Source organism: Serratia sp. PGPR-27 (assembly GCF_022678525.1).
Classification (GTDB): domain Bacteria; phylum Pseudomonadota; class Gammaproteobacteria; order Enterobacterales; family Enterobacteriaceae; genus Serratia; species Serratia nematodiphila.
In genome coordinates this window covers 45,338-72,192 of record NZ_JALBYS010000011.1, presented here as the reverse complement: position 1 = coordinate 72,192, position 26,855 = coordinate 45,338, and the positions used below count along the sequence as shown (strand labels likewise).

27 protein-coding genes are annotated in these 26,855 nt (G+C 60.2%); 11 read left to right on the top strand and 16 right to left on the bottom strand.

Annotated elements, in window-relative coordinates:
* Positions 1-2 precede the first annotated feature (2 nt).
* Positions 3-1,130: a glycosyltransferase family 4 protein gene (locus MMS95_RS08525; protein WP_004931172.1), complete on the bottom strand. Its 1,128-nt coding sequence runs from the start codon at positions 1,128-1,130 to the stop codon at positions 3-5.
* Positions 1,127-2,209, bottom strand: a complete 1,083-nt coding sequence (gene rfaQ / locus MMS95_RS08520) for a putative lipopolysaccharide heptosyltransferase III (protein ID WP_085337669.1) — start codon at positions 2,207-2,209, stop codon at positions 1,127-1,129. Before rfaQ ends, MMS95_RS08525 begins: the two co-directional genes overlap by 4 nt.
* A 210-nt stretch (positions 2,210-2,419) precedes the next feature.
* On the opposite strand from rfaQ, the gene MMS95_RS08515 reads away from it, so the two are divergent.
* Together MMS95_RS08515 and MMS95_RS08510 are read left to right on the top strand one after the other, a co-directional pair.
* Positions 2,420-3,376: a polysaccharide deacetylase family protein gene (locus MMS95_RS08515; protein ID WP_076740162.1), complete on the top strand. Its 957-nt coding sequence runs from the start codon at positions 2,420-2,422 to the stop codon at positions 3,374-3,376.
* Between the two features lie 8 nt (positions 3,377-3,384).
* Positions 3,385-4,479 carry a glycosyltransferase family 9 protein gene (locus MMS95_RS08510; RefSeq protein ID WP_049187734.1) on the top strand — a complete coding sequence of 365 codons (1,095 nt, stop codon included), beginning with the start codon at positions 3,385-3,387 and terminating at the stop codon, positions 4,477-4,479.
* Between the two features lie 36 nt (positions 4,480-4,515).
* On the opposite strand, the gene MMS95_RS08505 is transcribed toward MMS95_RS08510, so the two are convergent.
* The 6 genes from MMS95_RS08505 to rfaD are packed head-to-tail and all read right to left on the bottom strand — an operon-like array spanning position 4,516 to position 10,889.
* Positions 4,516-5,493, bottom strand: coding sequence for a glycosyltransferase (locus MMS95_RS08505; RefSeq protein ID WP_171404626.1), 978 nt, complete (start codon positions 5,491-5,493; stop codon positions 4,516-4,518).
* Complete coding sequence (locus tag MMS95_RS08500; protein ID WP_044030121.1) at positions 5,490-6,731, bottom strand: O-antigen ligase family protein; 1,242 nt, start codon at positions 6,729-6,731, stop codon at positions 5,490-5,492. The genes MMS95_RS08505 and MMS95_RS08500 overlap by 4 nt, the downstream gene beginning before the upstream one ends.
* A gap of 28 nt (positions 6,732-6,759) precedes the next feature.
* Entirely contained in the window at positions 6,760-7,926 is a 1,167-nt protein-coding gene (locus MMS95_RS08495) for a glycosyltransferase (RefSeq protein ID WP_242141570.1), read from the bottom strand.
* A complete protein-coding gene (rfaC, locus tag MMS95_RS08490; protein WP_004931160.1) occupies positions 7,923-8,888 on the bottom strand; it encodes a lipopolysaccharide heptosyltransferase RfaC in 966 nt (321 codons plus the stop codon). The genes MMS95_RS08495 and rfaC overlap by 4 nt, the downstream gene beginning before the upstream one ends.
* 2 nt (positions 8,889-8,890) lie before the next feature.
* A complete protein-coding gene (gene rfaF, locus MMS95_RS08485) occupies positions 8,891-9,937 on the bottom strand; it encodes an ADP-heptose--LPS heptosyltransferase RfaF (RefSeq protein WP_242141569.1) in 1,047 nt (348 codons plus the stop codon).
* A gap of 22 nt (positions 9,938-9,959) precedes the next feature.
* Complete coding sequence (gene rfaD, locus MMS95_RS08480) at positions 9,960-10,889, bottom strand: ADP-glyceromanno-heptose 6-epimerase (RefSeq protein WP_016929696.1); 930 nt, start codon at positions 10,887-10,889, stop codon at positions 9,960-9,962.
* A 240-nt stretch (positions 10,890-11,129) separates the two neighbouring features.
* Between rfaD and kbl the strand changes: the two genes are divergently transcribed.
* Together kbl and tdh are read left to right on the top strand one after the other, a co-directional pair.
* On the top strand, positions 11,130-12,326 hold the full coding sequence (gene kbl, locus MMS95_RS08475; protein ID WP_004931154.1) for a glycine C-acetyltransferase: 1,197 nt from the start codon (positions 11,130-11,132) through the stop codon (positions 12,324-12,326).
* A gap of 9 nt (positions 12,327-12,335) precedes the next feature.
* A complete protein-coding gene (tdh, locus tag MMS95_RS08470) occupies positions 12,336-13,361 on the top strand; it encodes an L-threonine 3-dehydrogenase (RefSeq protein WP_004931152.1) in 1,026 nt (341 codons plus the stop codon).
* A 41-nt stretch (positions 13,362-13,402) separates the two neighbouring features.
* On the opposite strand, the gene MMS95_RS08465 is transcribed toward tdh, so the two are convergent.
* The 3 genes from MMS95_RS08465 to gpmM are packed head-to-tail and all read right to left on the bottom strand — an operon-like array spanning position 13,403 to position 17,247.
* A complete protein-coding gene (locus tag MMS95_RS08465; protein ID WP_015379426.1) occupies positions 13,403-14,356 on the bottom strand; it encodes a divergent polysaccharide deacetylase family protein in 954 nt (317 codons plus the stop codon).
* 2 nt (positions 14,357-14,358) lie between these two features.
* Positions 14,359-15,693 carry a murein hydrolase activator EnvC gene (gene envC / locus MMS95_RS08460; RefSeq protein ID WP_028128084.1) on the bottom strand — a complete coding sequence of 445 codons (1,335 nt, stop codon included), beginning with the start codon at positions 15,691-15,693 and terminating at the stop codon, positions 14,359-14,361.
* A 9-nt stretch (positions 15,694-15,702) separates the two neighbouring features.
* Complete coding sequence (gene gpmM / locus MMS95_RS08455; protein WP_242141568.1) at positions 15,703-17,247, bottom strand: 2,3-bisphosphoglycerate-independent phosphoglycerate mutase; 1,545 nt, start codon at positions 17,245-17,247, stop codon at positions 15,703-15,705.
* A gap of 297 nt (positions 17,248-17,544) precedes the next feature.
* On the opposite strand from gpmM, the gene MMS95_RS08450 reads away from it, so the two are divergent.
* The 5 genes from MMS95_RS08450 (at position 17,545) to cysE (ending at position 20,731) form a co-directional block, all read left to right on the top strand.
* Entirely contained in the window at positions 17,545-17,979 is a 435-nt protein-coding gene (locus MMS95_RS08450) for a rhodanese-like domain-containing protein (RefSeq protein ID WP_015379424.1), read from the top strand.
* A 28-nt stretch (positions 17,980-18,007) separates the two neighbouring features.
* A complete protein-coding gene (gene grxC / locus MMS95_RS08445) occupies positions 18,008-18,256 on the top strand; it encodes a glutaredoxin 3 (protein ID WP_019452217.1) in 249 nt (82 codons plus the stop codon).
* Between the two features lie 57 nt (positions 18,257-18,313).
* Positions 18,314-18,784, top strand: coding sequence for a protein-export chaperone SecB (secB, locus tag MMS95_RS08440; protein WP_004931139.1), 471 nt, complete (start codon positions 18,314-18,316; stop codon positions 18,782-18,784).
* Positions 18,784-19,803: an NAD(P)H-dependent glycerol-3-phosphate dehydrogenase gene (gene gpsA, locus MMS95_RS08435; protein ID WP_075684470.1), complete on the top strand. Its 1,020-nt coding sequence runs from the start codon at positions 18,784-18,786 to the stop codon at positions 19,801-19,803. The genes secB and gpsA overlap by 1 nt, the downstream gene beginning before the upstream one ends.
* 106 nt (positions 19,804-19,909) lie before the next feature.
* Positions 19,910-20,731: a serine O-acetyltransferase gene (gene cysE / locus MMS95_RS08430; protein WP_004931135.1), complete on the top strand. Its 822-nt coding sequence runs from the start codon at positions 19,910-19,912 to the stop codon at positions 20,729-20,731.
* A 61-nt stretch (positions 20,732-20,792) separates the two neighbouring features.
* Here the strand turns inward: cysE and MMS95_RS08425 are convergent, their stop codons facing one another.
* The 5 genes from MMS95_RS08425 to cpxR all read right to left on the bottom strand — a co-directional run bounded on the left by MMS95_RS08425 (position 20,793) and on the right by cpxR (position 24,999).
* Positions 20,793-21,464 carry a DUF3313 domain-containing protein gene (locus tag MMS95_RS08425; protein ID WP_004931134.1) on the bottom strand — a complete coding sequence of 224 codons (672 nt, stop codon included), beginning with the start codon at positions 21,462-21,464 and terminating at the stop codon, positions 20,793-20,795.
* A 104-nt stretch (positions 21,465-21,568) separates the two neighbouring features.
* Positions 21,569-22,342, bottom strand: coding sequence for a CHAD domain-containing protein (locus MMS95_RS08420; protein ID WP_118892632.1), 774 nt, complete (start codon positions 22,340-22,342; stop codon positions 21,569-21,571).
* 50 nt (positions 22,343-22,392) lie between these two features.
* Positions 22,393-22,866, bottom strand: coding sequence for a tRNA (uridine(34)/cytosine(34)/5-carboxymethylaminomethyluridine(34)-2'-O)-methyltransferase TrmL (gene trmL / locus MMS95_RS08415; protein ID WP_015379422.1), 474 nt, complete (start codon positions 22,864-22,866; stop codon positions 22,393-22,395).
* A 43-nt stretch (positions 22,867-22,909) separates the two neighbouring features.
* Positions 22,910-24,304, bottom strand: coding sequence for an envelope stress sensor histidine kinase CpxA (gene cpxA / locus MMS95_RS08410; RefSeq protein ID WP_015379421.1), 1,395 nt, complete (start codon positions 24,302-24,304; stop codon positions 22,910-22,912).
* The gene (gene cpxR / locus MMS95_RS08405) at positions 24,301-24,999 is read right to left on the bottom strand and encodes an envelope stress response regulator transcription factor CpxR (protein ID WP_004931124.1); all 699 of its coding nucleotides are present in this window, start codon (positions 24,997-24,999) and stop codon (positions 24,301-24,303) included. Before cpxR ends, cpxA begins: the two co-directional genes overlap by 4 nt.
* Positions 25,000-25,147: 148 nt before the next feature.
* On the opposite strand from cpxR, the gene cpxP reads away from it, so the two are divergent.
* Positions 25,148-25,627 (top strand): cell-envelope stress modulator CpxP, encoded by a 480-nt coding sequence (cpxP, locus tag MMS95_RS08400; RefSeq protein ID WP_004931122.1) that lies wholly within the window; start codon positions 25,148-25,150, stop codon positions 25,625-25,627.
* A gap of 132 nt (positions 25,628-25,759) precedes the next feature.
* Positions 25,760-26,662: a CDF family cation-efflux transporter FieF gene (gene fieF, locus MMS95_RS08395; RefSeq protein WP_242141567.1), complete on the top strand. Its 903-nt coding sequence runs from the start codon at positions 25,760-25,762 to the stop codon at positions 26,660-26,662.
* The last annotated feature ends 193 nt before the right edge of the window (positions 26,663-26,855 follow it).

Sequence of the window (26,855 nt, the reverse complement as noted above, 5' to 3'; positions counted from 1 at the left end):
AGCTAATCCAGTAACCGGTTATAGAGGGAAATCAGCTGTTCGGACAGATGCGCCGGCGTAGCCGTCATAATGCGCAATCTTGCCGCTTCGCCCATGGATGATCCCAGCGCCTGGCGCGGCAGTGCCCGAATAGCCTCCGTGATGGCCGGTACGTCGAGCGCGTCGGTCACGAAGCCGTTCTGGCCTGGGGTGATAAACTCGGCGCCGCCGCAGGTGGTGCTGGTGATAACCGGCAGGCCGCACGACATCGCTTCCAGAATCACATTCGGGAACGGATCGTACAGCGTCGGCAGCAGCAGCGCGTCCGCGGCCTGATAGAACGGCAGGGTCTGCTTCTGCACGCCCATAAAGTGAATGCGATCGCCGCAGCCCAGCGACTGCGCCAGCGCCCGGTAGCGTTTTTCGGCTTTGTCTTTACCGATCACCAGGAGGTGGCTGTCGGTCGCCGCCACGGCGCGGATGGCGGCGGCCAGCCCTTTGCGCTCGAAACCGGAGCCGACGAAGATCAGGCAGTGCGCCTGTTGCGGGATCTGATATTGCTCGCGCAGACGTTGACGCAGGGCCTCGTCGGCGGGCGGGAACTTTTGATTGTCGATGGCGTTATAGATCACCGTGATCTTGTCGGCGGGCACGCCAAAGTCGGCGATGATTTCCTGCTTGATCATCTCGGCGTTGCAGATGACGGCTTTCAGCTCGGGCGCGGCGTACATGGCGCGTTCGGCGCACATCACATAGCGGTGATAGCGATTGGAGAACAGCCACTTGCGGCGCCATTCCGGCAGCAGACGCGCGCGTTGCAGCAGCCAGCGGCGGTGTACGCCGTCGCCGGCGCGATAGATGTCGCAGCCGGGAATGCGCTCGTGGCTTTGCACCAGATCGAAGCGCTCTTTCTGCCACAGCGCCCTGGCTGCCACGGCGAAGCCTCGCTCGCGGCTGATGCGGCCGAGCTTTAACGGGTTACACAGGTGGATATGCCAGTTGGGATTGGCGTCGCCCTGCCATTCGCGAGTGATGACGTTCAGATCGAGATCCTGTTGCTCCAGCGCTTCCAGGGCGCGGGAAACGAAACGTTCGGCTCCGCCGTCCGGGCGATATTTTTGGCGAACGATCGCCAAACGAAATGCTTTCATGCCAGCGTGCTCCGCGCGGCTGCAATCACCGCGTCTGTAGGAATAAGGTCGAGATACCGTTCGTCGGTGCCGGTATCGATGGCGTCCGGATCGGGCAGTTCGCCGAAGTCGCCGGCCCAGATCACGGCGCCGGTAGCTTGCCACGGCCGCCAGAAAGTCAGCTTGGAAGGGCCGAACAGCGCCACGCACGGCGTTTGCAGCGCGGCGGCCATGTGCATCGGCACCGAATCCACGCCGATAAACAGCTTGGCGTGGTCGATCAGGGCGGCCAGTTGGCGCAGCGTCAGCTGGCCGGCCAACGAGATCACGCCCTGTGGCGGGCAGAGCGCCAAAATGCGTTCTACCATGGCTTGTTCTCTGGCGTCGGGGCCGGAGGTGATCACCAGCTGGTGGCCGTCGGCCTGCAAGGCGGTGAGGGTGGCGGCCATTTTCTCTTCGCTCCAGCATTTGAAGAACCAGCGCGAGGTGGGCTGCACCACAATATAACTGCCGGCGACGCCCTGTTTCTGCAACCGTTGCTCACAGGTCTGCCAATCCTGCGGATCGTAACTCATGGTCACATGCTCATTGAGCGCGGGCAGGTTCAGCGGCGCCAGCAGCGAAAGATTCTGTTCGACGGTATGCAGGTGGGCGTGATTGTCTACCGGCACCAGCTGGGTGTGGCAATGGCGCCACAGCAAGCCGCGGCGTTTGGGGAAATCGAAGCCCAGACGGATACGCGCACCGGTCAGGCGCGTGAGGATGGCGCTGCGCCACTGATCGGCCAGGTTGACCACCAGATCGTAGCGTTGCGCCTTCAGGCGACGCAGCAGCGCCAGTTCGTGCCCCAGGTGCGCGCGGGCGCCCTGTTTTTTCCATTGACGGTCGATGGCGAACAGCGTCGATAGTTCCGGATTACTGGCCAGCATCTCCTGCGTTTCCTGATACAGCAGGACATCGATCTGCGCCTGCGGGTAGTTTTGCCGCAGGCTGCTGATGACCGGCGTGACCAGCAGCATATCGCCGTGATGGCGCAGTTTTATGATCAGAATACGCTGTACGGATGGGGCGGAAGTTGGGGCTGGCGCGTCGTTCATCATGAGTCGCTTTCTGGGAAACCAATCTTTGATTCTAAATGACACGATCGCATGTGGCTACTGTTGCAAGGTTTTCTTGCCTGGCCGTAAAAAAATCGCCGAGCCGGGGACGAATACGCTTCAACGTTGTCCAAACCAGGCAGCAAAGTCGTTTGCCCTGGCGAAACGGCCTGCGTAACATAGTGCATTCTGTTGATATCAGGCTCGATATTCATGACTAAACCGGCGTTTCTCATCACCATTGATACCGAAGGCGATAATCTGTGGCAAAACCACGATCGCATCGCGACCGAAAACACGCGTTTCTTGCCGCGCTTTCAGGCATTGTGCGAAAAATACGCCTTCAAACCGGTTTATCTCACCAACTATGAAATGGCGGTGGACCCGGCTTATGTCGAGTTCGCGCGCGACGTGATCGCTCGCGGCACGGGTGAAGTGGGCATGCACCTGCATGCCTGGAACAGCCCGCCGCTGACGCCGCTCACCGACGACGACTGGCGCCACAAGCCTTATTTGATCGAGTATCCCGCCGATCAGATCCGCGCCAAGGTCGATCACATGACCAAGCTGCTGGAAGATGCCTTCCAGACCAAAATGCTCAGCCATCGCGCCGGCCGTTGGGCGTTCAACGAATATTATGCCTCGCTGCTGCTGGAATACGGCTATCAGGTGGATTGTTCGGTGACGCCGCGGGTCAACTGGCAGTTTTCGCCGGGCAATCCACAGGGCAACGGCGGCACAGATTACAGCCGGTTCCCGTCGCAGTCCTATTTCATCGATCCGCAGAACATCGCCAAACCGGGCGCTTCGTCGTTGCTGGAAGTGCCGATGAGTATCCAGTACAAGCACTCGGCGCTGATGAATGCCTTCAAGCAGGGCTATGACCGGCTGCGCGGCAAGCGGCGTTCGCCGTCCGTCAACTGGCTGCGGCCGAGTGGCGGCAACGTGGCCAAGATGATAAGCGTGGCCGAGACGTCGTTGGCGCAGGGGCATGACTACGTCGAGTTTATGCTGCACTCCTCCGAGTTTATGCCGGGCGGCAGCCCGACGTTCAAAACCGAGCAGGATATCGAAGGGCTGTACCGCGATCTGGAGCAGCTGTTTGACTGGCTGCAGCAGCGCACGGTGGGCATGACGCTGGCCGAGTATTATCAACTTAAAGCGAATTAAGCACGCACATGTCGAAGAAATGGAAAATCAAGGTTGCCGACTGGTTCTTGCGGCGCTATACGGCGAAGTACGGCCGTTTTCAGGACAAGGCGACGTTCGACGGCGCCCAGCAGTTTGACAATATCGTCATCTATTCCACCACGGCGTTGGGCGATTTCATGTTCAACACGCCGGCACTGCGGGCGATGCGGGAACGCTACCCCAACGCGCACATCACGCTGGTGGTGCACAAGAAAAACCGCGAGCTGGTGGAAAACGGCCGCTATTACGATCGCGTGGTGTATTGGGACAGCAAGATCAAGACGATGCGCCCGTTGCTGAAATCGCTGCGCGAACATCAGCCGGATTTGGCGCTGATCCTGCACTCTCACCTGCCTTATGACATCATCAGCGCCGTCATGGCGGGGGCAAAGTACATCATCAGGGATAACTACAGCTCGGGTATTTGCGGGCTGGAACCTTGGTTAACCAACTATATCTTCCATTATTACGGCCACTTCGTGCGCCGCAAGCTGGAGCTGATTTCCATTTTGGGCTGCCGCAGCGACGATCCGACTATGGAAATTCCCGTGGATTATCAGCGCGGCGTCAAAAGCAGCGAGCATCCCACCATCGGTTTTCAGCTGGGGGCGTCAACGGAGTCGCGTTGCTGGCCGGTTGCGCACTATGCGCGGCTGGCCGATGAGCTGGTGGCGAAGCACCCAAATGTACGCATCGTGCTGATTGGCGCACCGTTTGACGACGGCAAGGCCAAACAGTTTTTGAGTCTGATCGGCCCGCAAACGCAGGCCTGCGTGGATAACCAGATCGGTAAAACGGGGCTGCAAGGTTTGCTGACGTTGCTCGACAGTTTCCATGTTCTGGTTACCGGCGATACCGGGCCGCTGCATCTGGCAGTGGCATTGAAGGTGAAAACCATCAGTCTGTTCGTGACCGCCGACTCACGCTCCACCGGGCCGATTCAGGATCCTGAACTGCATCGCATCATTCAGGTGTCTCGTACCGGTTATACAATGCCGCTGGAGGCGGAAAGCCCGATGGGGGTTATCCAGCCGCAGCGGATTTATGACGAGCTGGTCGCGCACGTGCCTTTAGCGCGCTAAAGGCGAGACGACGCATCGGCCGCCCGGCCGATGCGATTAGTGCGGCCTGCGCCCGCGCAGCTTCGAAAGAAAGGTATCTACTCGCGCATAGCGCATCTGGCGGACTTTTTTGCCCGGCACGTCGCTGTTGCGGCAGACAGCGGCGGCGCGGCGCAGGATATGCAGCGTTGCCGGTGCGTAATGGTAATAGCCGTATACCGCCTTCGACATGCTTTTCACCTCGGAAAAGCAGTTGGCCAGCATCAGGGCGGCTAACCGGCGCAGCGGCTCATCCCCGGGATGCTGCGCCACAAAACGCAGCATCTTCTCCATGGCGAACAGCAGATCTTCAATATCTTTGGGTTTGATATTGCGGGTGATGCCCTGGCTGTTGTCCCGATAGAAGTAGAGTTCGCAGTCAAGATGGGCGATGCGGCGAGTTTTGAAATACTGAAAAGGCGTGAAAATCACGTCTTCGTAGCGCCTGCCGTCTTCGAACGCCTCCCCTTCCAGCAGCGTGCGTTTATATACCCGGCTCCAGAGATGCCACATCGAACGTGCAAACAGCGGTTGCAGGCAGCCGAGCCCCAACTGTGAAAAGTCGTAGGCTACGGGCTGCATTGCGCGTTTATCCGCTGTCGGCGGATGCCCGGTGAACTTCTGATAATTAAAATCGATCAGGTCATATTCACCGGCGATCAGCAGGGGGCGCAGGATCGCCAGATAGTCGTCGCTCAGCAGATCGTCTCCGTCGAGAAAGGTGATATAGCGCCCGGTGGCCTGCTGTAGGCCGACGTTGCGGGCGTGCGCAATGCCGCCGTTGGCCTGCGAAGTAAGGACCGCGCGCGGGTGCCGCCGCTGCGCCAGATAGTGGCTGACCAGCGCCCCTGACGCATCGGTAGAGCCATCGTCGATGATCACCACTTCGATATCGTCGCTAATCTGTACAAATAACGAATCCAGCGCAGCGATGACGAACGCTTCGTTATTGTAAAACGGCACGATAACGCTGAGCAGCGGTGGCTGTGTCTTCACGCGGTTTGCTCCTGAGCGGAAGGCTGTTTCGCCACGGAGAGCACGGCGGCGATCAGCGCCAGGCAGAACATGACGGTGCCTTCCGTGCTGAAGAAGATGACGTCGCTCAGGCCGTAAACGAACAGGCTGGCGCTGACGCTCAGCAACAGCGCGTTGCGCTGCGGCCGGAATGAAGAGCAGAACAGGCCGATATACAGCGCCAGCAACAGCAACGTCCCCCAGACGCCCTTGAGCGAGTAGGTTTCCAGCAGTTCGTTGTGCAGGTGGACGTTGATGTAGGGCATGACGCCGTACAGATGTGGCTGCTGCGCGACGATGGCGCGGATCTCTTCACCGCGTTGTTCGGCGGATTGGCCCCAAGGGGCTTGTGAACCGGTACGCCATGCCAGCGTTTGCATCGACAGCCGGGAAATGATCGAGTTATCTATCTCAGGTTTATCGATCAGTTGCATGTTGGTTTTGAAGTCGGCAATGCGTTGTTCAATCTGCGCTTTAAAGACGAATCCGCAGATGAGCAGCAATAATGGCACCGAGGAGACCAGCAAAAACTTGTGTTTTCTGGATACCAGATGCTTGGTCGCCAGCAGCGACAGACAAACCGCCACCGGGTAAACCAACATGGCCGCGCGCGTGCCGGTGAGCACCAGCGCAGAGAAGGACAGCAGGAACGCCGCAATGTACAACACCAGACGGTAGCGGGTGCGCAGCATCAGGATGGCTTGCATCATCACCAGATCGATGGCGGTCATCAGGTAGGCAACGACCGTGGCGCGATCGAAGTTGAGCTCCACGCGCGGAATATCCAGCCGCAGCCCCTGATAGAGTGAATAACCGTTGACCGCCAGACCGGTAATGAGGGCCACGACAACGAGCAGGCGCTGCACGCACAACCGCTCATTAAGCGCAATCAGCAGGATGAAGGCGGTTGCCAGTTGGAGTTTACCGGTCGACATATAAGAGCGGTAAATGTTGATGTATTCACCCGGCTGTTTGAAGTGGTGCATCCAGAGGATGGTCCCCATGCCGACGCTGAACATCAGCGCCGGCAACAGCAGATTTTTAACGTTGCTGAGGTAATAGCGCGGATACAGGCAAACGGCGATAAAGGCGATGTAGCTGGAAACATAAAACAGATTGCGTCCGGTCGCGGAACCGAAAGGAATGGTGCAAAAAGCGATGGCGCACCCCAGATAGATTAAATAGCTGAAGGCAGGGTGCGGTGTTCTGTGTTTTAACATTGGGCGTGTTTTCCGGCTCACGTTTTAATTAAGCGATGAAGGAGCGCAGCGTGTCGTCGAACTCAACTTTGAACTGAGCATAGTTGAAATGCTCCGCAGGATAGCGCTGCGCATTTCGGCTCAGAGTCTGGTAGGTTTCTCGCTCCAGCAATTTCTCAACGGCATCCGCACAGTCGATATGCGACAGCAGCTTGGGCGCCACCAGGCTGTCGGTCTGCGGATCGTAGACCTCATGCGGGAAGTCGACCTCGATATCGGTGAGCTGCCGGTGTTGTTCGATGGTGACCGACGGCGTCAGGCCAAGGCCGCAGACCCCGTCCCTGACCGCTTCCGGCTGGCCGTCGACCTGCGGGAAGATGACCGGCACGCCGAAATAGAGCGATTCCATGCAGGACAAGCCGAACGGCTCGGTGATCGGCGTGCTCATGTAGATGTGCGTGCGATTGAAGAAGCCGGCGACGTCATCCTGATAACCGCTGAAGGTGACGCGATCGCCGAGCTGAAGCCGTGCCGCCAGCGCCTCGAACGCCTCGCGATCCGGCCCTTTGCCGGCCACTTCCAGCGTGACGTCATGCCCGCGCCGCAGCAGTTCCTGCATCATCAATAATGAAACGCTGATGCCTTTCAGGCTGACCAGGCGTGAGGCAGTGCCGATCCTGACCGGCTGCGACAGCGTTTTCGGCGCAGCGTCGATCCCCGCCGGCGTCTTGATGCGGTTGATCACCACGTGATTTGGGCAAGGCAGATTAAAGCGCAGCTCCATCACCCGCTTCGACGCGTGTGAGGCGGAAATCACGCCGTCCAGCATGGCGAAGAAACGCAGCGTCTTTTTATTCTTGGGGTAACGCCAGGAGCAGCCGTGATCGTAGTAAACCAGCTTGCCGCGCTTGGGTTTGGCCGCCAGCCCCGGCACCAGGTCCCAGACGATCACCACGTCGGCGTTCGCCCGTTCAATTTTCCATTTCAGCAAAAATTTGCGCAGGAACTGCGGGCAACGCAACGGCAACGCATTGATCAGGCGGTTGGCGAAGGTGACGGGCTGATGCGCCGGCAACTGGCGGCGGATCTCTTCGCCAATGTCGCCGCTGATGCACAGGACCTGGTTGCTGCCGTCGGTGGTATCGTTGATGTACTGCAGGAACAGGCGCTCGACGCCGCCCATTTTACCCAGGTTGATAATGTGCAGTTTTTTCATGCTATAACCTTTTGCAGCGCCTGCCATGCCGTATCGGCGTCGATTGTCGCCATGCTTTTTTCCGGCGAAATCAGCGAGTGCTGATTTTGCCCGTAACCGCCGATCAGGCCGGGATCGGTCGGCCCGAACAGCGTGATGTTCGGTTTGTCGAGCGCGGCGGTCAAATGGCTGAGCCCGGTGTCGACCGAGATCACACCCCTGGCGCCGGCCAGCACCTCGGCCACCTGCTGCAGGCTGAGTTTCGGCAGCACCTCGACATGTGGAAAACCTTCCGCCAAGCGCAGCGCGCGCTGATGTTCATGCTCTGCGCCCCACGGCAGTTTGATCTTCAGCCCGCTGTCCGCCGCCAGCGCGATCAGCTCACGCCAGTTTTGCTCCGGCCAATGCTTATCGTCACGGGTCGTCGCGTGCAGAAACACCAAATACTGCCCGGCATCGGCCGGCGGGCGGCTGAGAAAGCGTGCGGCGATGGCGTAATCGCCGTAGCTGCCCGGTTTATCGTAGCCGAGGCTTTTGGCGAACAGTTCGCGCGTGCGTTCCACCGCGTGCTGCTGTTTGTCTACCTCATGGCGCACATTGTAGAACCAGCTGGCGAACGGCTCGCGCGCGCTCTTGCAGTCCGGGCCATGTTTGTTGCCTTTAGCGATGCGCGTGATCAGCGCGGCGCTTTTGATCAGGCCCTGCGCGTCGATCACCACGTCGTAACGGCGTTCTTGCAGCGCGCGCTTGAAGTCGCAGCGCTGTTGCCGAGTATCGTTGCCGAACCAGTTTTTTCGCCAGCGGCGAATGGCCACCGGGATCACGCGATCTACCGCCGGGTGCCAGGTGGGGATTTGGCTGAAGCCTTCTTCCACCACCCAGTCGAAGCGGATATCGGGAATGGCCTGCAGCGCGTCGGTCAGGGCGGGCAGCGTATGCAGCACGTCCCCCATCGAGGAGGTTTTTACAATTAACACCTGCATGACTATTCCTCGCTGGCGACAAGTAACGGCGTCAGCGCATCCAACACTTGCTGCGGCTGAATATCGATCAAACTTTGGTGGTATCCCTGCTCGGCATCGCCCTTACGCACCTTGTGGTAGCCGCTGATCAGGCGAATGACCCGCGCCTTGTCGGAAAGCGGCGGTGTGAAGTCGGGGCTGCTTGGCCCGTACAAGGCTATCAGCGGTTTGTTCAACGCTGCGGCAACGTGCATTAAACCGGAGTCGTTGCTGACCACCGCCCGGCAGGCTGCGATCAGGATAACTGCTTGCTCCAGCTGGGTTTTCCCGGCCAGATTAAGGCAGAAATCGCGCGCGTCTTCCTGCAATGCGGCGCGGATCTGTTCGCCGGCCTCATGGTCTTTCGCCGAACCGAACAGCGCGATTTGATAGCCGCTCTCGATCAGCCGTTGAGCCAGCGCCGCGTAGTGATAGTGCGGCCAGCGCTTGGCGGGGCCGAACTCCGCGCCTGGGCAGAAGCCGACGATCGGGCGGCTGTCGGTCAGGTTAAAGGCCGCGGTGGTGTCGGCGATCTCTTCGTCGCTCACCTGCAGCCGCGGCCACAGCAGCGGCTGCGGCAGATCGTCGGCGCGCTGAACGCGGCCTTTGTCATAGGCCAGCGCCACATAGCGCTGCACCATCAGCGGGAAGGCGGCCTTGTCGAGCACGCGGACGTCGTTCAGCAGGCCGTAGCGCATTTCGCCCCGCCAGCCGGTGCGCTGCGGGATATCGGCGAAGAAAGGCACCAGCGCGGATTTGAACGAGTTGGGCAGAACATAAGCGCGATCGTAACGGTTGGCGCGCAGAGCGCGTCCCAGGCGGCGGCGCTCGCCGAGCCCCAGCGCGCCGTGGCCCAGCGGCATCGCCAGCGCCTGATTGACTTCCGGCATGCGCGCCAGCAACGGGCGACACCAGGCCGGCGCCATCACATCGATCTCCGCCGACGGGTATTCGGCCTTCAGGGTGCGATAGAGACTTTGCGACATCATCATGTCGCCAACCCAAGAAGGGCCGATAACCAGTATTTTCATACCCAGCGTTAATTCCTTCAGCTTATGCGGTGCGGTTCAACCAGGCCATGTACTCTTTCACGCCTTCGGCGACCGTTTTGAACGGTGCGTCGTAGCCGGCCGCGCGCAGCTTGGTCAGATCGGCCTGGGTGTACGCCTGATAGCGGCCTTTCAGCTTCTCCGGGAACTCGATGTATTCCACAGCGCCTTTCTGGTGGAAGTCCACCACCGCGTCGGCTACCGCCTGGAAGGTTTCCGCTCGGCCGGTGCCGCAGTTGAAGATGCCGGATTTGCCGGTTTCCCAGAACCACAGGTTAACCGCCGCCACGTCGCCGACGTAGATGAAGTCACGCTTGAAGTTTTCGCTGCCGGCGAACAGTTTCGGGTTTTCGCCGCGGTTGATCTGGGTATTCAGGTGGAAGGCGACGCTGGCCATGCTGCCTTTGTGGCCTTCGCGCGGGCCATAAACGTTGAAGTAGCGGAAGCCGCAGATCTGCGAGTCCGCTTCCGGCAGGATCTCGCGCACGTACTGATCGAACAGGAATTTGGAGTAGCCGTAAACGTTGAGCGGCGCTTCATACTCACGCTCTTCGATGAACTCTTCGCGGCCGCCGTAAGTGGCGGCGGAGGAGGCATACAAGAACGGGATTTCGCGATCCAGGCAGTAGTGCAGCAGGTCTTTGGAGTACTGATAGTTATTGTCCATCATGTACTTGCCGTCCCACTCGGTGGTCGCGGAGCAGGCGCCTTCGTGGAACACCGCTTCGATATCGCCCAGATCGTCGCCGGCCACGATGCTGGCGATAAAGTCTTCTTTATCGATATAGTCGGCGATGTCCAGATCGACCAGGTTGACGAACTTGGTGCCGTCTTTCAGGTTATCCACCACCAGGATATCGCGATATCCCTTGTCGTTCAGTGCCTTAATGATGTTGCTGCCGATCATGCCGGCGCCGCCTGTGACGATAATCATTGGGTTACCCCTGCTAAGCTGCCTGGCGGGGCACAATGCCCCACGCTCAATGGCGGTTATAATAGCATTTCATGCCGCGGCAAACAGCGGAAGGGCTCCGAATATCCCGCATTGCCATTGAAGTCCGCCGTTTGCCGTGATATCTGCTGCAATTTTAATATTCTCTCCCGCGCATTCTCGTCAGTTTGGTTACAAATCAGTAAAATATGCCGCAAATAGCCCAATCCTGGAGATAACCGAATGTCAGCGTCTTTTTATCAGCAGTTGGAACAACAGCTTGCCGCCACGCGCAGTGAAGGGCTGTTCAAGGAAGAACGCATCATCACCTCCGCGCAACAGGCGGATATCGCCGTCGCCGACGGCAGCCATGTGATCAACTTCTGCGCCAATAACTACCTGGGCCTGGCCAACCACCCGGCGCTGATCGCCGCCGCCAAGTCGGGCATGGACAGCCACGGTTTCGGCATGGCGTCGGTGCGCTTCATCTGCGGCACCCAGGACAGCCACAAGCAGCTGGAACAGAAACTGGCGGCCTTTTTGGGCATGGAAGACGCGATCCTGTACTCCTCTTGCTTCGACGCCAACGGCGGGCTGTTCGAAACCCTGCTCGGCCCGGAAGACGCCATTATCTCCGATGCGCTGAACCACGCGTCGATCATCGACGGCGTGCGCCTGTGCAAGGCCAAGCGCTATCGCTATGCCAATAACGACATGACCGAGCTGGCCGCGCAGCTGAAGCAGGCCAAAGCCGACGGCGCGCGTCACATCCTGATCGCCACCGACGGCGTCTTCTCTATGGACGGCGTGATCGCCAACCTGAAAGGGGTTTGCGATCTGGCGGACGAATACCAGGCGCTGGTGATGGTGGATGACTCTCACGCGGTGGGCTTTGTCGGCGCCAACGGGCGCGGCACCCATGAATACTGCGAAGTGATGGGCCGCGTCGATATCATCACCGGTACGTTAGGCAAAGCGCTGGGCGGCGCGTCCGGCGGCTACACCGCCGCCAAGAAAGAAGTGGTGGAGTGGCTGCGCCAGCGTTCGCGCCCGTACCTGTTCTCCAACTCGCTGGCGCCGGCGATCGTCGCCGCGTCGATCAAAGTGCTGGAACTGCTGGAAGAGGGCGATGCCCTGCGCGATCGCCTGTGGGCCAATGCGCGTCTGTTCCGCGAAAAAATGACCGCCGCCGGCTTCACGTTGGCCGGCGCCGATCACGCCATCATCCCGGTGATGCTGGGTGAGGCGAAGTTGGCGCAGGAATTCGCCAATGCGTTGCTCAAGGAAGGCATCTATGTGACCGGTTTCTTCTATCCGGTGGTGCCGAAAGGCCAGGCGCGCATCCGCACCCAGATGTCCGCCGACCACACCCCGGAGCAAATCGAACGCGCAGTGGCGGCGTTTACACGTATCGGTAAGGATCTTGGCGTTATTGCATAAGGTAAAACCATGAAAGCACTGTCAAAACTGAAAGCGGAAGAAGGGATTTGGATGACCGACGTGCCTCAGCCGGAGCTGGGCCACAACGACATCATGATCAAAATCCGCAAAACCGCGATCTGCGGCACCGATGTGCATATCTACAACTGGGACGAGTGGTCGCAAAAGACCATTCCGGTTCCGATGGTGGTCGGCCATGAATACGTGGGCGAAGTGGTGGCGATCGGTCAGGAAGTCAAAGGCTTCAACATCGGCGATCGCGTGTCCGGCGAAGGCCATATCACCTGCGGCCACTGCCGCAACTGCCGCGGCGGCCGCACGCACCTGTGCCGCAACACCGTCGGCGTGGGCGTGAACCGCCCGGGCAGCTTCGCGGAATACCTGGTGATCCCGGCGTTCAACGCCTTCAAGATCCCGGATAACATCTCCGACGAACTGGCTTCGATCTTTGATCCGTTCGGTAACGCGGTGCATACCGCGCTGTCGTTCGATCTGGTTGGGGAAGACGTGCTGGTGTCCGGCGCCGGCCCGATCGGCATCATGGCGGCGGCGGTGTGCAAACACGTCGGCGCCCGCCATGTGGTGATCACCGACGTTAACGAATACCGCCTGGAACTGGCGCGCAAGATGGGCGTGACCCGTGCGGTGAACGTCAGCAAGGAAAACCTCAGCGACGTGATGGCCGAACTGGGCATGACCGAAGGGTTCGACGTCGGCCTGGAAATGTCCGGCGCGCCGCCGGCGTTCCGCACGCTGCTCAATGCGATGAACCACGGCGGGCGCATCGCCATGCTGGGCATTCCGCCTTCGGATATGTCGATCGACTGGAATCAGGTCATCTTCAAAGGGCTGTTTATCAAAGGGATTTACGGCCGTGAAATGTTCGAGACCTGGTACAAGATGGCGGCGCTGATCCAGTCCGGCCTGGATTTGACCCCGATCATCACCCACCGTTTCTCGATCGACGAGTTCCAGCAGGGCTTCGACGCCATGCGCTCCGGCAAGTCGGGCAAAGTGGTGCTGAGCTGGGATTGATCTCGGCAGGCGTGAAAAGGGCCGGAATTCCGGCCCTTTTTTTATGCTTGCGGTTTGGTTTGTGTCCAGTGCTGCCAATGACGCTTGATGAAGGTCACCGGCGGCGAGGTGGCAATGCTGTCGGCGATAACGCCCAGCGCGGTGCCGGCGTTGGCTTTTTCCTTCGGCGGTTTGACCTTGCACTGCTTGATGCCGCCGCTGAACGGGTTCTTCGGCTGCGGTTTTTGCGGTTTGACCGGCGGCGGAACGTAGCTGCCACCGCCGTTGCCCTGCGGTTCGTTCAGCAGCGCGCTCGGTTTGACCAGCACGATATCGGCGGGCAGCGACGGCAGCATCTGCTGCAGCACTTTCACCGTCGCCGGGCGCGGGTGGCCGATGGCGATGGCGGAACCGTTGCGCCGCGCCAATTCGACCGCGCGGTTGAACTGGCGGCGGATATCGGCTTCGTTCGCGGTATCGTCGAGGAACACCCTGCGTTTGATCACTTTCACGCCGGTGCCGGCCGCGGCGCGGGTCGCCTGGCTGCTGCCGATGGTCATGCTGTCGAGGAAATACAGACGATAGCTTTCGAGCGCCTGCATCACTTTCTGCATGCCCGGCAGGCTGGAGGTCATGGCGCTGCCCATGTGGTTGTTCATGCCGACCGCGTAGGGCACGTTGTTCACCGCGTTGCGGATGATGCGCTGGATCTCGTCGCTGCTCATGGAAGGCTGCAGGGTATCGCGTTCCAGCGGCTGCTTGCTGAGCGGCGCCATCGGCATGTGGATCAAGACTTCGCGGCCCTGGCTGTGGGCGCGGGTGGCCATCAGGCGGGCATGCGGCGCGTTGGGCAAGACTGCGACCGAGATCGCCGTCGGCATTTGCAGCACCGCGTTTTCTTCGTGAGGGCGGTAGCCCACGTCATCGATGACGATGGAGAGTTTTCCTGCCTGCGCAGCGTAAACCTGCAGCAGACAGCCGATTAACAAAGCTGTACGGGTTTTGACATAACGCAAATCTATCTTCCCAACCACGGCAGTGGGTTAACCGCCTGTCCCTGACGACGGATTTCGAAATAGAGCGACGGCGTTCCCTGGCCGCCGCTGGTGCCGACCAGAGCGATCGGCTGGCCAGCGCGCACCTGCGCCCCGACGTTGACCAACGCGCTTTGGTTGTAGCCGTACACGCTCATGTCGCCTTTACCGTGTTCGACCACCACCATCAGGCCATAGCCTTGCAGCCAGTCGGCCAGCAGCACGCGGCCATCGGCGACGGCTTTCACTTCGCTGCCTTCGCGGGCTTCGATCACCATGCCTTTCCAGCGTAGCTCGCCCTGCTGCTGCTCGCCAAAGCCGTGCAGCGTGCGGCCGCGCACCGGCCACATCAGCTGGCCGGCCGGACGACCGAGGCCGCCGGTTCGCGCCATCAGCGAGCGATCGGCTTCGCTAGGTTTGTAGGTGGTGCCGGTTTTCTTCGCCTGCTGTTCCTTGATGCGCACCTGTTCGCGCACCTTGGCCGCTTCACGCGCTTCGCGTTCGGCGCGCGCACGGGCTTCGCGCTCCGCTCGGGCGATCTTGTCGCGCATGCGGGCTTCGTTTTGGCGCAGTTCCACCAGGCGTTGTTGGTCTTTTTCCAGCGAGGCTTCCAGCGCGGTCAGCGTTTTCTTGCGGGCGCCGCGCGCCTGCTCCAGCTTCTGCTGCTGCGTCTGTTGTTCGCTCAGTAAGGATTTTTGCTGGCCCTGTTTGGCCACCAGCGTGGTTTTTTGCTTCGCCAGCTCGGCGCGGGTCTGTTTCAGCTCTTCGATGGTTTTCTGGCGCGCTTCGTTCAGATAACCGAAATAGGCCAGAATACGTTCGCTGCGCTGGCTTTCTTCACCGCTGAGGATCAGCTGCACGGCGCTGTGCTGCCCTTGCCGGAAGGCGGCGTCGAGCTGTTTGGCGAGGAGGTTTTGCTGGGTCGATTGCTGTTTTTGCAGTTTGGCTATCGAGGCGTTCAGGCCGGAAATGTCCTTGCCCAACTGGGTGAGCGTGCCCTGGGTGTCGCGCAACTGGCGGCTGGCCTGGGCGATGGTTTTTTCCTGTTGACGCAGCTGATCCTGCAGCGAGCTGCGCTGCTGTTGCTGCTGCTTCACCGCTTTTTCTTTCTCGGCGATGCTCTGCTGGATGTCTTTCAGCTGGGATTTATTGTCTTCCGCCGCCTGGCCGGCGAGCGGCAACAGCAAGACGCCAGCGCAAAATACGCTGGCGCACATGGCGGTGAACGTCCTTGGCGCGGTGCGTTCAGGCAGCGGCCGGCTGCCTGCGTTTGCGCTTCGGGTTACCCTTGATAGTGCAAAAAACGCCTTCTCCCTCATGGAGAAGGATTATTCCACGATGAACAGCGGCTTACCAGTCATCTCTTGCGGGATTTCCATTCCCATCAGCGTTAACAGGGTTGGCGCGATGTCCGAAAGCTTGCCGCCTTCGACCGCGCGCGCCGGTTTGCCGACGTAAATCAGCGGCACCGGCAGGCTGGTGTGGGCGGTGTGCGCCTGGCCGGTGGCCGGATCGCGCATCTGCTCGGCGTTGCCGTGATCGGCGGTGATCAGCAGTTGGCCGTCGACGTCGCGCACCGCGTCAACCACCTGAGCGATGCAGGCGTCCAGCGTTTCCACCGCTTTGACCGCTGCTTCATACACGCCGGTATGCCCCACCATGTCGCCGTTCGGGTAGTTGCAGATGATGGCGTCGTATTTGCCGCTGCGGATGGCGCTCAGCAGCTTGTCGGTCAGCTCGGCGGCGCTCATCTCCGGCTGCAGATCATAGGTGGCGACCTGTGGCGAGTTGACCAGCACGCGGTCTTCGCCCTTGAACGGCGCTTCCACGCCGCCGTTATAGAAGAAGGTGACGTGGGCGTATTTTTCGGTTTCCGAGATGCGCAACTGGGTTTTGTCGTGCTTCATCAACCATTCGCCGAAGGTGTTGGCCAGCGGCGCCGGCGGATAGGCGCAGGCGGTCGCGATGTCGGCGGCGTATTCGGTCAGCATCACGAAATCGCCGAACTGCACCTGCTTGGCGCGCGGGAAACCGTCGAAGTCGGCGTTCACGAAAGCGCGGGTGATCTGGCGCGCGCGGTCGGCGCGGAAGTTCATGAAGATCAACGCGTCGCCGTCCTGCATTGCGGCATCGGCCTCACCGGCGGCGCGGATCACGGTCGGTCTGACGAACTCGTCGTTTTCACCGCGCTGATAAGCAGCCTGCAGGCCGGCGATCGCATCCTCGGCCACGGAATCGCCTTTGGCTGCGGTCAGCAGGTCATAGGCCAGCTGCACGCGATCCCAGCGGTTGTCGCGGTCCATCGCGTAGTAGCGGCCGATCAGCGAGGCGATGCGCCCGACGCCCAATGCGGCGAAGGCGTCGCGGCAGCGTTGCAGCGGGGCTTCGGCGCTGCGCGGCGGCGTGTCGCGCCCATCAAGGAAGGCATGCAGATAAATGGCTTTGGCGCCGCGTTGGGTGGCCAGCTTGATCATGGCCAGGATGTGCTCGTCATGGCTGTGCACGCCGCCCGGCGACAGCAGACCCATGATATGCACCGCCTTGCCGGCCGCTACGGCCTTATCGACGGCGGCGGTCAGCACCGGGTTGGTGAAGAAGTCGCCGTCGGCGATCGCTTTGTCCAGCCGGGTCAGATCCTGGTACACGATGCGCCCGGCGCCCAGATTGACGTGGCCGACTTCGGAGTTGCCCATTTGCCCATCGGGCAGGCCGACATCCAGCCCGGAGGCGGCGATCAGCGTATGCGGCTGCTCCCGCCACAGACGATCCATCACCGGGGTGCCGGCGTTCAGGATCGCGTTGTCCTGTCGCTCTTCACGGTGGCCGTAACCGTCCAGGATCACCAGGACCATCGGTTTTTTGTTGTTCGACATTGCATTGACCTCTTATGAACTTTTTAAGCTGCGAATAGCCATGCGCCCGCCGCAAGCATGGCTATTCGCCCTCGAAAAACCGGCTGATTTTACACCGCCGCCGGCGATAAATAGCCCAAAGAGATCAAGGTTGCGGCGAATCGCGCGGGCTTTTATGCTCTGACCTCGGGAATTTCTCAGCGCAGCCCGCAGTTTCTACAATCGCGCTTGCTTATTGGCTGTATTTGCCGCACTCGGCAGGTATACTCTGGAACCTTGACTTATTTATCCCTTAACTGACGGGAGTTGTTACACCCCATGCTGCAAGAAATTATGCCATTCGTAAGCAGACACCCTATTCTGAGCCTGGCTTGGATCGCTCTGCTGGTCGCCGTGATCGTCATGACCTTCAAAAGCCGTTTCTCCAAGGTCAAAGAGATCGCCCGCGGTGAAGCCATTCGCCTGATCAACAAAGAAGAAGCCGTGGTGGTCGACACCCGCAGCCGCGACGATTTCCGCCGTGGTCACCTGGCCAACGCCATCAACCTGACCGCCAGCGAAATCAAAAACGGCAGCCTGGGCGAGCTGGAAAAACACAAAGCGCAGCCGATCATCGTCGTGTGCGCCAACGGCACCGCCTCCCGCGAGCCGGCGGAGAACCTGAGCAAGGCCGGTTTTGAAAAGGTGACTATGCTGAAAGACGGCATTGCCGGCTGGAGCGGAGAAAACCTGCCGCTGGTGCGCGGTAAGTAACCGTTTAACCTATTTGAGGTGGCAATCCATGGCTAACATTGATATCTACACCAAAGCGACCTGCCCGTTCTGCCATCGCGCCAAGGCGCTGTTGAACAGCAAGGGCGCGGCGTTTAACGAGATCGCCATCGACGGCGATAGCGCCAAGCGCGAAGTGATGATCGAGCGCAGCGGGCGCACCACCGTGCCGCAGATTTTCATCGACGGCCGGCATATCGGCGGCTGCGATGATTTATATGAACTCGATGCTCGCGGCGGCCTGGATCCGCTGCTTTAAGCAGCTTGCCGGTTCACCGAGTGTCAATAAGGACGTTTAACCAAGGGTATTACTCACATGTCAGAACAAAACAGCACCGAAATGGCTTTCCAGATCCAACGTATCTATACCAAGGATATCTCCTTCGAAGCGCCGAACGCGCCGCAGGTTTTCCAGCAGGAATGGCAGCCGGAAGTTAAACTTGATCTGGATACCGCGTCCAGCCAGCTGGCTGACGAAGTGTATGAAGTGGTACTGCGCGTAACCGTGACGGCGACCCTGGGCGAAGAGACTGCGTTCCTGTGCGAAGTGCAGCAGGCTGGCATCTTCTCGGTAGCAGGCATTGAAGGCACGCAGCTGGCGCATTGCCTGGGTGCATACTGCCCGAACATCCTGTTCCCGTATGCGCGCGAGTGCATCACCAGCCTGGTTTCCCGCGGCACCTTCCCGCAGCTGAATCTGGCACCGGTCAACTTTGACGCGCTGTTCATGAACTATCTGCAGCAGCAGGCGGAAGGCGAAGGTGCCGCACCACATCAGGATGCCTGATGAACACCGTCAATGCTTCAATGACTGTTATCGGTGCCGGCTCGTACGGCACCGCATTGGCCATTACGCTGGCGCGTAACGGCCATTCCGTGGTGCTGTGGGGGCACAACCCCGCGCAAATTCAAACGTTGCAGCACGATCGCTGCAATCAGGCGTTTCTGCCCGATGTTCCCTTCCCCGATACCCTGCTGCTTGAAGCCGATTTGGCGCGTGCGCTGGCCGCCAGCCGCGACGTGCTGGTGGTGGTGCCGAGCCACGTGTTCGGCGACGTGCTGCGCCAGCTGAAGCCGCATCTGCGCCCGGATGCCCGCATCGTGTGGGCCACCAAAGGGTTGGAAGCGGAAACCGGCCGCTTGCTGCAGGACGTGGCGCGTGAGGCGTTGGGCGAGGCGATCCCGCTGGCGGTGCTCTCCGGGCCGACGTTCGCCAAAGAGCTGGCCGCCGGCCTGCCGACGGCGATCGCGCTGGCGGCGACCGATGCGCAGTTCGCCGACGATCTGCAACAGCTGCTGCACTGCGGCAAGAGCTTCCGCGTCTACAGCAATCCCGACTTCATCGGTGTGCAGCTTGGCGGCGCAGTGAAGAATGTGATCGCCATCGGCGCCGGCATGTCCGACGGCATCGGTTTCGGCGCCAATGCCCGTACCGCGTTGATTACGCGCGGGCTGGCGGAAATGAGCCGTCTGGGTTCTGCGCTGGGCGCCGATCCTTCGACGTTCATGGGCATGGCGGGGCTGGGGGATCTGGTGCTAACCTGCACGGACAACCAGTCGCGCAACCGTCGCTTCGGCATTATGCTGGGGCAGGGTAAAGGCGTGCAGGAAGCGCAGGACAGTATCGGTCAGGTGGTCGAGGGCTATCGCAATACCAAAGAGGTGTTGGCGTTGGCGCAGCGGCACGGTGTGGAAATGCCGATCACCGAACAGATTTATCAGGTGCTTTACTGCCACAAGGACGCCCGCGAAGCGGCGCTGAGCCTGCTGGGGCGAGCCCGAAAGGACGAAAAACCCAGCGCGTGACATAAAACGATATGTCGGGGCAGCTGAATGCTGACCCCGCAAATGACCTGGGCCGCTTCGCGCTACCGTGTGAAGCGGCCCGTTTGGCAAGGTAAAGGGGTATGTGATGTCGTCAGAAGAGTTGGAACAGGTCTGGAACAGCATTAAATCAGAAGCGCGAGCACTGGCTGATTGTGAACCGATGCTGGCCAGCTTTTTCCATGCGACGTTGCTCAAGCACGAGAACCTGGGCAGCGCGCTCAGCTATATGCTGGCCAACAAGCTGGCCACGCCGATCATGCCCGCCATCGCGGTGCGTGAGGTGGTGGAAGAGGCCTACAAGTCTGACAACCAGATGATCGTTTCGGCGGCGCGCGATATCCTCGCGGTGCGCCTGCGCGACCCGGCGGTCGATAAATACTCCACGCCGCTGCTTTACCTGAAGGGGTTCCATGCGCTGCAGGCTTACCGCATCGGCCACTGGCTGTGGCAGCAAGGGCGGCAGGCGCTGGCTATCTACCTGCAAAATCAAATTTCCGTCGCCTTCGGCGTAGACATCCACCCGGCGGCGACCATCGGTTGCGGCATCATGCTCGACCACGCCACCGGCATCGTGATCGGTGAAACGGCGGTGGTGGAGAACAACGTTTCTATCCTGCAGTCGGTCACCCTGGGCGGTACCGGTAAAACCAGCGGCGACCGTCACCCGAAAATCCGTGAAGGGGTGATGATTGGCGCAGGCGCCAAAATTCTCGGCAATATCGAAGTGGGCAAGGGCGCGAAGATCGGCGCGGGCTCGGTGGTCTTGCAGGCGATACCGCCGCACACCACCGCCGCCGGCGTGCCGGCGCGCATCGTCGGGCGGCCGGAGAGCGATACGCCGTCGATGGATATGGACCAATACTTCAACGGCACCAACCACGGCTTCGAGTACGGCGACGGCATCTAAGCCGTGGTTGCGGGTTCATTCAGGGGGAGCTTCGGCTCCCCCTGTGTTTTTCAGGCGGCGGTCAGCCCTGTTTCGGGAACGTGACGATGTCGTTGACCATGTCATCGATCGCCGCTTTAACTTCTTGTTCCGTGACTGGCGCACTGTCGTTGTTGACGGTTTTGCCGTAACTCTTGCGCACCACTTCCAGCACCGTTTTACCGCTATCCTGATCGATCAACTGCGCTTCCAGGAACAGCGTGGTGTTTTGCGTCCGGTGGCCAGTGGCGGCCATGGTGCTGGCCACCACGGCCGCTACCGGCACCACTTCATAGAATTTCATATCCTCATCTTCGGCAGACACGGCGGTAATCGCGACTTTGGCCAACAGCACGCGGGAACCTGTCGGGTTATTCAAAACGGTAGTGCGCTCGGCCACCGCTTTTCTCACGCTTTGGTCGGTATAGTTTCTAATTTTGTCCAGCGTTTGTTGGCTGACGCGGGCGGTGGGTTTAGCCGCCGGGTAATAAACCACGGGAGCGACATACACGCCGCGATAATTCGACTCTTTAAAGGTGGGATCGATCCAACGCAGCGTTTTATGGCCGCTTGGCGAGCTGGTTTCCTGCAGCTTGCTGTAGTCCGGCAGGAACCCCGAATATTGATTCGTTTGGGTGACTTTGGACGAGCAGCCCGCCAGCAACAGGCCCGCCGCCAGAACCGCCATGGCAACGCTCAAACGTTGTTTCTTCATATGGTTTCCTATGATGAGTGGTGATTACCCTTACAAAACATAGCGCATTATCTGCGCCTCATCGGGCTTTTTCGGGGCCGGGCGTGCCCTGCTGCGGCCTTTTTTCAGGATCGTGATGCGCCGCCGGTTTTCGCCGCCAGTGCCGGTGATAAGGCGGCGAGCAAGGCGTCCGCTCTGACCAGCGCCTGGCGTTGCTCAGCTTGCCACCGGGGCAACAAGGGCCAGAGATCCGCCTGATGCTCGGCTTGCAGGCACCAAACCTCCCGGTCGTGCCAATCACCGAGGGCGTTCTGCGCCGCTTTCAGGCTCGCCATCGCGGCGGGGGAGAGGGGAAGGCGCTGCGGATAGGCTTCAGCCGCGTAACGCAGGCGTTTTATCAGCAGCCGCAGGCGGTGGCGATCGTAGCCGGTATCGGCCAATGCCCGGCGCAATTGCCGTTGTTGGCGCTGCAGGTGTTTATTCAGGCGGTGTTTGGCGACGCGTTGCGCGCTGCGGCGAAAGCGGCGCGGCCAGGCGTGCAAAAGCGAGGGAAAGCCGATGAGCTGCGGATGGGTGAGCAGTTGACGGTAGCGGGCCTGAAATTCGCTCTGGCGCACGTTGGCCTGCCAATCGAGGCGATGTCGCGCCAGTTCGGCGATCAGCACCTCGAGATCGCGCAGCGGCGTCGTGAGCCTGCCCAATTCGGCGGCGGCCCGATCGAGCCGGGTTGCGCCGGGGCAGCCGCGTAACGGGCGCAGTAGGCTGCGAATGCGGCGCAGACAGACGCGCAAGTCGTGCAGCGCTTCGCTGTCTTGCGCCTGTTGCAGCCGCAACAGCGCCTCGTTCAGCGCCGGTTCGAGCCGGCGAAGCTGGGTGACAATCTCTGCGACGAAAGCCATATGCCGTGCCTGGAAAGGATGACTCTTCCAGTATGGCGCGACGTCGCGGATTACGCCTTGATCAGCGCACCGGCATAGCCCAGCTGCCGCCAGGCTTCATACACCACCACCGATACGGCATTCGACAGGTTCATGCTGCGGCTTTGCGCCTGCATCGGGATGCGGATTTTTTGCTGCGCGGGCAGCGCATCGAGGATGTCGGCAGGCAACCCGCGCGTTTCCGGGCCGAACAGCAGGTAGTCGCCGGCCTGGTAGCTGACGGCGCTGTGCGCCGGCGTGCCTTTGGTGGTGAGGGCAAACAGCCGCTGCGGGTTTTCGGCGGCGAGAAAGGCGGCGTAATCGGCATGGCGGCTGACGCGGGTGAACTCATGATAGTCCAGCCCGGCGCGGCGCAGGCGTTTGTCGTCCCACGGGAAACCCAGCGGTTCGATCAGGTGCAGATTAAAGCCCGTATTGGCGCACAGGCGGATGATATTGCCGGTATTGGGTGGAATTTCGGGTTCAAATAAAACGATGTTCAGCATGTTGCAGGCCCCTCGTGAACGAGGGGCGCAGGATAGCAAACTCTTACTGTTCTGTCTTAGACGATAGGCGTTGATGATGCAGCGGCAGCCACAGCACCAGCCGCAGACCGCCAAGCGGGCTGTCTTCGGCCTTCACCCAGCCGCGATGCTGATTGACCGCCGCCTCGACGATAGCCAGGCCAAGGCCGGTGCCGCCGGACTCACGGTCGCGCGCCTCATCGGTGCGGTAGAACGGACGGAAGATCTGCTCGCGGTCTTCGGCGCTGACGCCGGGGCCGTCGTCGTCAACCTGGATAGTCACGCCCTGATTGTCGGCGCTGAACGCCACGGCGATGCGGGTGTGCGAATAACGCAGGGCGTTGCGCACGATGTTTTCCAACGCGCTGTCCAGCGCGCTCGCGTTGCCGAACAGCGTCCACGGACCGGGCGGCGCAGCGATCTCCAGCTGCTTGCCCATCTGTTCGGCTTCGAAACGGGCGTTATCCAGCACGTCGGCCCACAGTTCGTTGGCCTTCAACTGCTCGCGCGCCAGCTCGCCCTTCTGCTGCCCGCGCGACAGCGCCAGCAGATCGTTGATCATCGAATCCAGCCGTTGCGCTTCGGTTTCGATGCGCGCCAGCTCGTGGCCTTCGCCGTGGCGGCGGCGCATCAGCGCGGTGGCCAGCTGCAGGCGAGTCAGCGGCGTGCGCAGCTCGTGCGAGATGTCCGAGATCAAGCGTTGCTGGGCGTTCATCATGCGTTCCAGCGCGCTGACCATCTGGTTGAAGCTGGCGCCGGTGGCCAGAAACTCCTGCGGGCCGGCCTCCAGTTCCGGATGCTGTTTCAGGTTGCCGCGCGCCACGTCATCGGCGGCGTTCTTCAGCTTGCGCGCCGGTTTCGCCAGGCTCCAGGCCAGCCACAGCAGCAGCGGGGCGCTGATCAACATGGTGACGATCAGCAGCAGCAGCGGCCGGTCGAACATCAGGTTGATGAAATCGGATTGCGGGCTGTTGGCGGGGCGGATCAGGTACAGCTGGTAGTTGTCTTCGCCGTCGCGCACCGCGAACGGCCCGACCAGTTCGACGCGGCCGTATTTTTTCTTCTTCGGATGATCCGAATTGTCGGATTGGCCGATGAAGTTGCGGACGATCTGCATTTCATTGCGCTGCGCGCCGATCACCCGGCCTTCGCTGGTGACCAGCAGCAGGCGTTGGCCCGGCGGCGCCCATTTGTCAATGGCGCGGAACAGGCGGCGCCACCACATCAGATCGTTGGCCGGATCGTTTTGCAACTCGGCCTCGACGTGCTGTTCCAGCATCAACCCCTGCCGCTGCTCGCTGTCGAGCAGCGAGGTCATTTGGCGGGAGTCGAGCTTGGGCACCATCAGCACCAGCATTAGCACCAGGGCTAACGTGAACCAGAAAATGGCGAAGATGCGTGCCGTCAAACTGTTGATCATGTTGCAGATACCATCAAATAACCACGTCCGCGCAGGGTTTTGAACCACGGATGCCCGTCTTTGCGATCCGGCAGCTTACGCCGCAGGTTGGAGATATGCATGTCGATGGCGCGATCGAACGGAGTCAGGCGTTTGCCCAGCACTTCCTGGCTCAGCAGTTCGCGCGACACCACTTGGCCGAGATGTTGCGCCAGCAGATACAGCAAGGTGAACTCGGTGCCGGTCAGATCCAGCACCTGGCCGTCGAAGCTGGCCTCCTGGCGGCCGGGGTTCAGCTGCAGGCCATCGACATCCAGCGTCGGGGCGCCGCTGTCGACCTGCTGCTGCTGTTCGCTCCAGTTGGAACGGCGCAGAATGGCGCGAATGCGCGCGACCAGTTCGCGATCGTTGAAGGGTTTCGGCAGGTAATCATCGGCGCCCAGCTCCAGGCCCAACACGCGGTCCAGTTCGCTGCCGCGCGCGGTCAGCATGATGACTGGCGTCTGGTGATGTTGGCGCAGTTCTTTCAGCGTATCGATGCCGTTTTTCTTCGGCATCATGATGTCGAGCAGCAGCAGATCGACGGAGCTGTCCAGCAGCGACAACGCCTGCTCGCCATCGTGCGCGACGACGATATTAAAACCTTCCATTTCAAGCAGTTCTTTTAACAGCGAGGTCAACTCGCGGTCGTCGTCAACTAACAGAATCTTGTTCATTATGATTTACCTCCAGACGCAAAATACGTCATCAACTGTTGCCATTCCATGACTTTACGTAGTTTTACATGCACTGACGCAGGTTTTCAGGTGCGGCGGTACACTGCTCCTCGTTGATTCGCAAAGTGAGAAAGCTTGAGGAGTTGAAATGCGTAAGGTGACCGCATTAGTTATGGCATCACTGCTGGCAATTGGTTCGACCGCTGCCTTCGCTGCCGACACTATACCGGACACAGCCCAACCTCCCGGCAACGACGCGATGACCCGAATACCCGGCCAGCACCATATGTTCGACGGTGTCAGCCTCAGCGAACAGCAGCGCCAGCAAATGCGCGATTTGATGCGCCAGGCCCGGCACGATCTGCCAGGTGTCAATGTAGCTGAAATGGAAGCCATGCATAAACTGGTGACCGCAGAGAAATTTGACGAAGCCGCCGTGTATGCCCAGGCGGAAAAGATGGCCCAACAGCAGGTCAAGCGCCAGGTCGAAATGGCCCGGGTGCGCAACCAAATGTATAACCTGCTGACGCCAGAGCAAAAAAGTGTTTTAGACCAGAAACATCAGCAGCGCATGCAGCAGATGGAGCAACAAATTTCTGGTTTGCAGCAAGCTTCTGCCCAGAAGTGAAGTACGACTGAGTAGTCCCCTGTTTTTCCTTGCCATAGACACCATCCCTGTCTTCCCCGCCATGATGGCGGGGTTTTTTTTATCCGACATTTCGCTATATTGAGCGCCATACCTTTTGACCGGGATCCCTCAATGGAACAGCGCTATGCACGCCTGGTAAAGTCCGCTGCGTTGGCCGCTACCGTGCTGGCGTCGTCGCTGTTGTTCATCAAAATCGTCGCCTGGTACCAGACCGGTTCTGTCAGCCTGCTGGCGGCGCTGGTGGATTCGCTGGTCGATATCGCCGCCTCGCTGACCAACCTGCTGGTGGTGCGCTATTCGCTGCAGCCTGCCGATGCCGAGCACACCTTTGGCCACGGCAAAGCGGAGTCGCTGGCGGCGCTGGCGCAAAGCATGTTTATTTCCGGTTCCGCCCTGTTTCTGTTTCTCACCGGCTTCCAGCATCTGTATGCACCGCAAACGCTGCGCGATCCCGGCGTTGGGGTCGTCGTGACGGTGATCGCGTTAGTCAGCACCCTGATGCTGGTCACCTATCAACGCTGGGTGGTCAGAAAAACGCGCAGCCAGGCCGTGCGCGCAGATATGCTGCATTATCAGTCAGATGTCATGATGAATGGTGCTATTCTTATCGCTCTTGGGCTAAGCTGGTACGGCTTCCAGCGGGCGGATGCGCTGTTTGCACTGGGCATCGGCGTTTACATCCTGTATAGCGCGCTGCGCATGGGCTACGAAGCGGTGCAGTCGCTGTTGGATCGGGCGTTGCCGGATGACGAGCGCCAGGCGATTATCGCCGTGGTTTCCTCCTGGCCCGGCGTGAAAGGCGCGCACGATCTGCGCACGCGGCAGTCGGGGCCGACGCGTTTCATCCAGCTGCATCTGGAGATGGACGACACGCTGCCGCTGCGCGAGGCGCACCGGTTAGCCGATCAGGTGGAACAGGCGTTGCGGCACCGTTTTGCGGGGGCGGACGTCATCATTCACCTGGATCCGTGCTCCGTGGTGCCGCCGGGTAGGCAGGGGCATTGGGAGCTATAATCATATAGAGGCATAGCGCAAAGTATTATCATGAATATCTGAGTTAGCTCAGCGTGCCATGCGGCGTTTTAACCGTTATATTGCGTGACTTGAATCAATTCAGCTGGGTGTTTTTGATATAATATCCAGCAATAAGCCATAAAGCTGGTTTTCTGCAGCCGGAGAGGTTTCAAGACGATCGGCGGAGACAGAA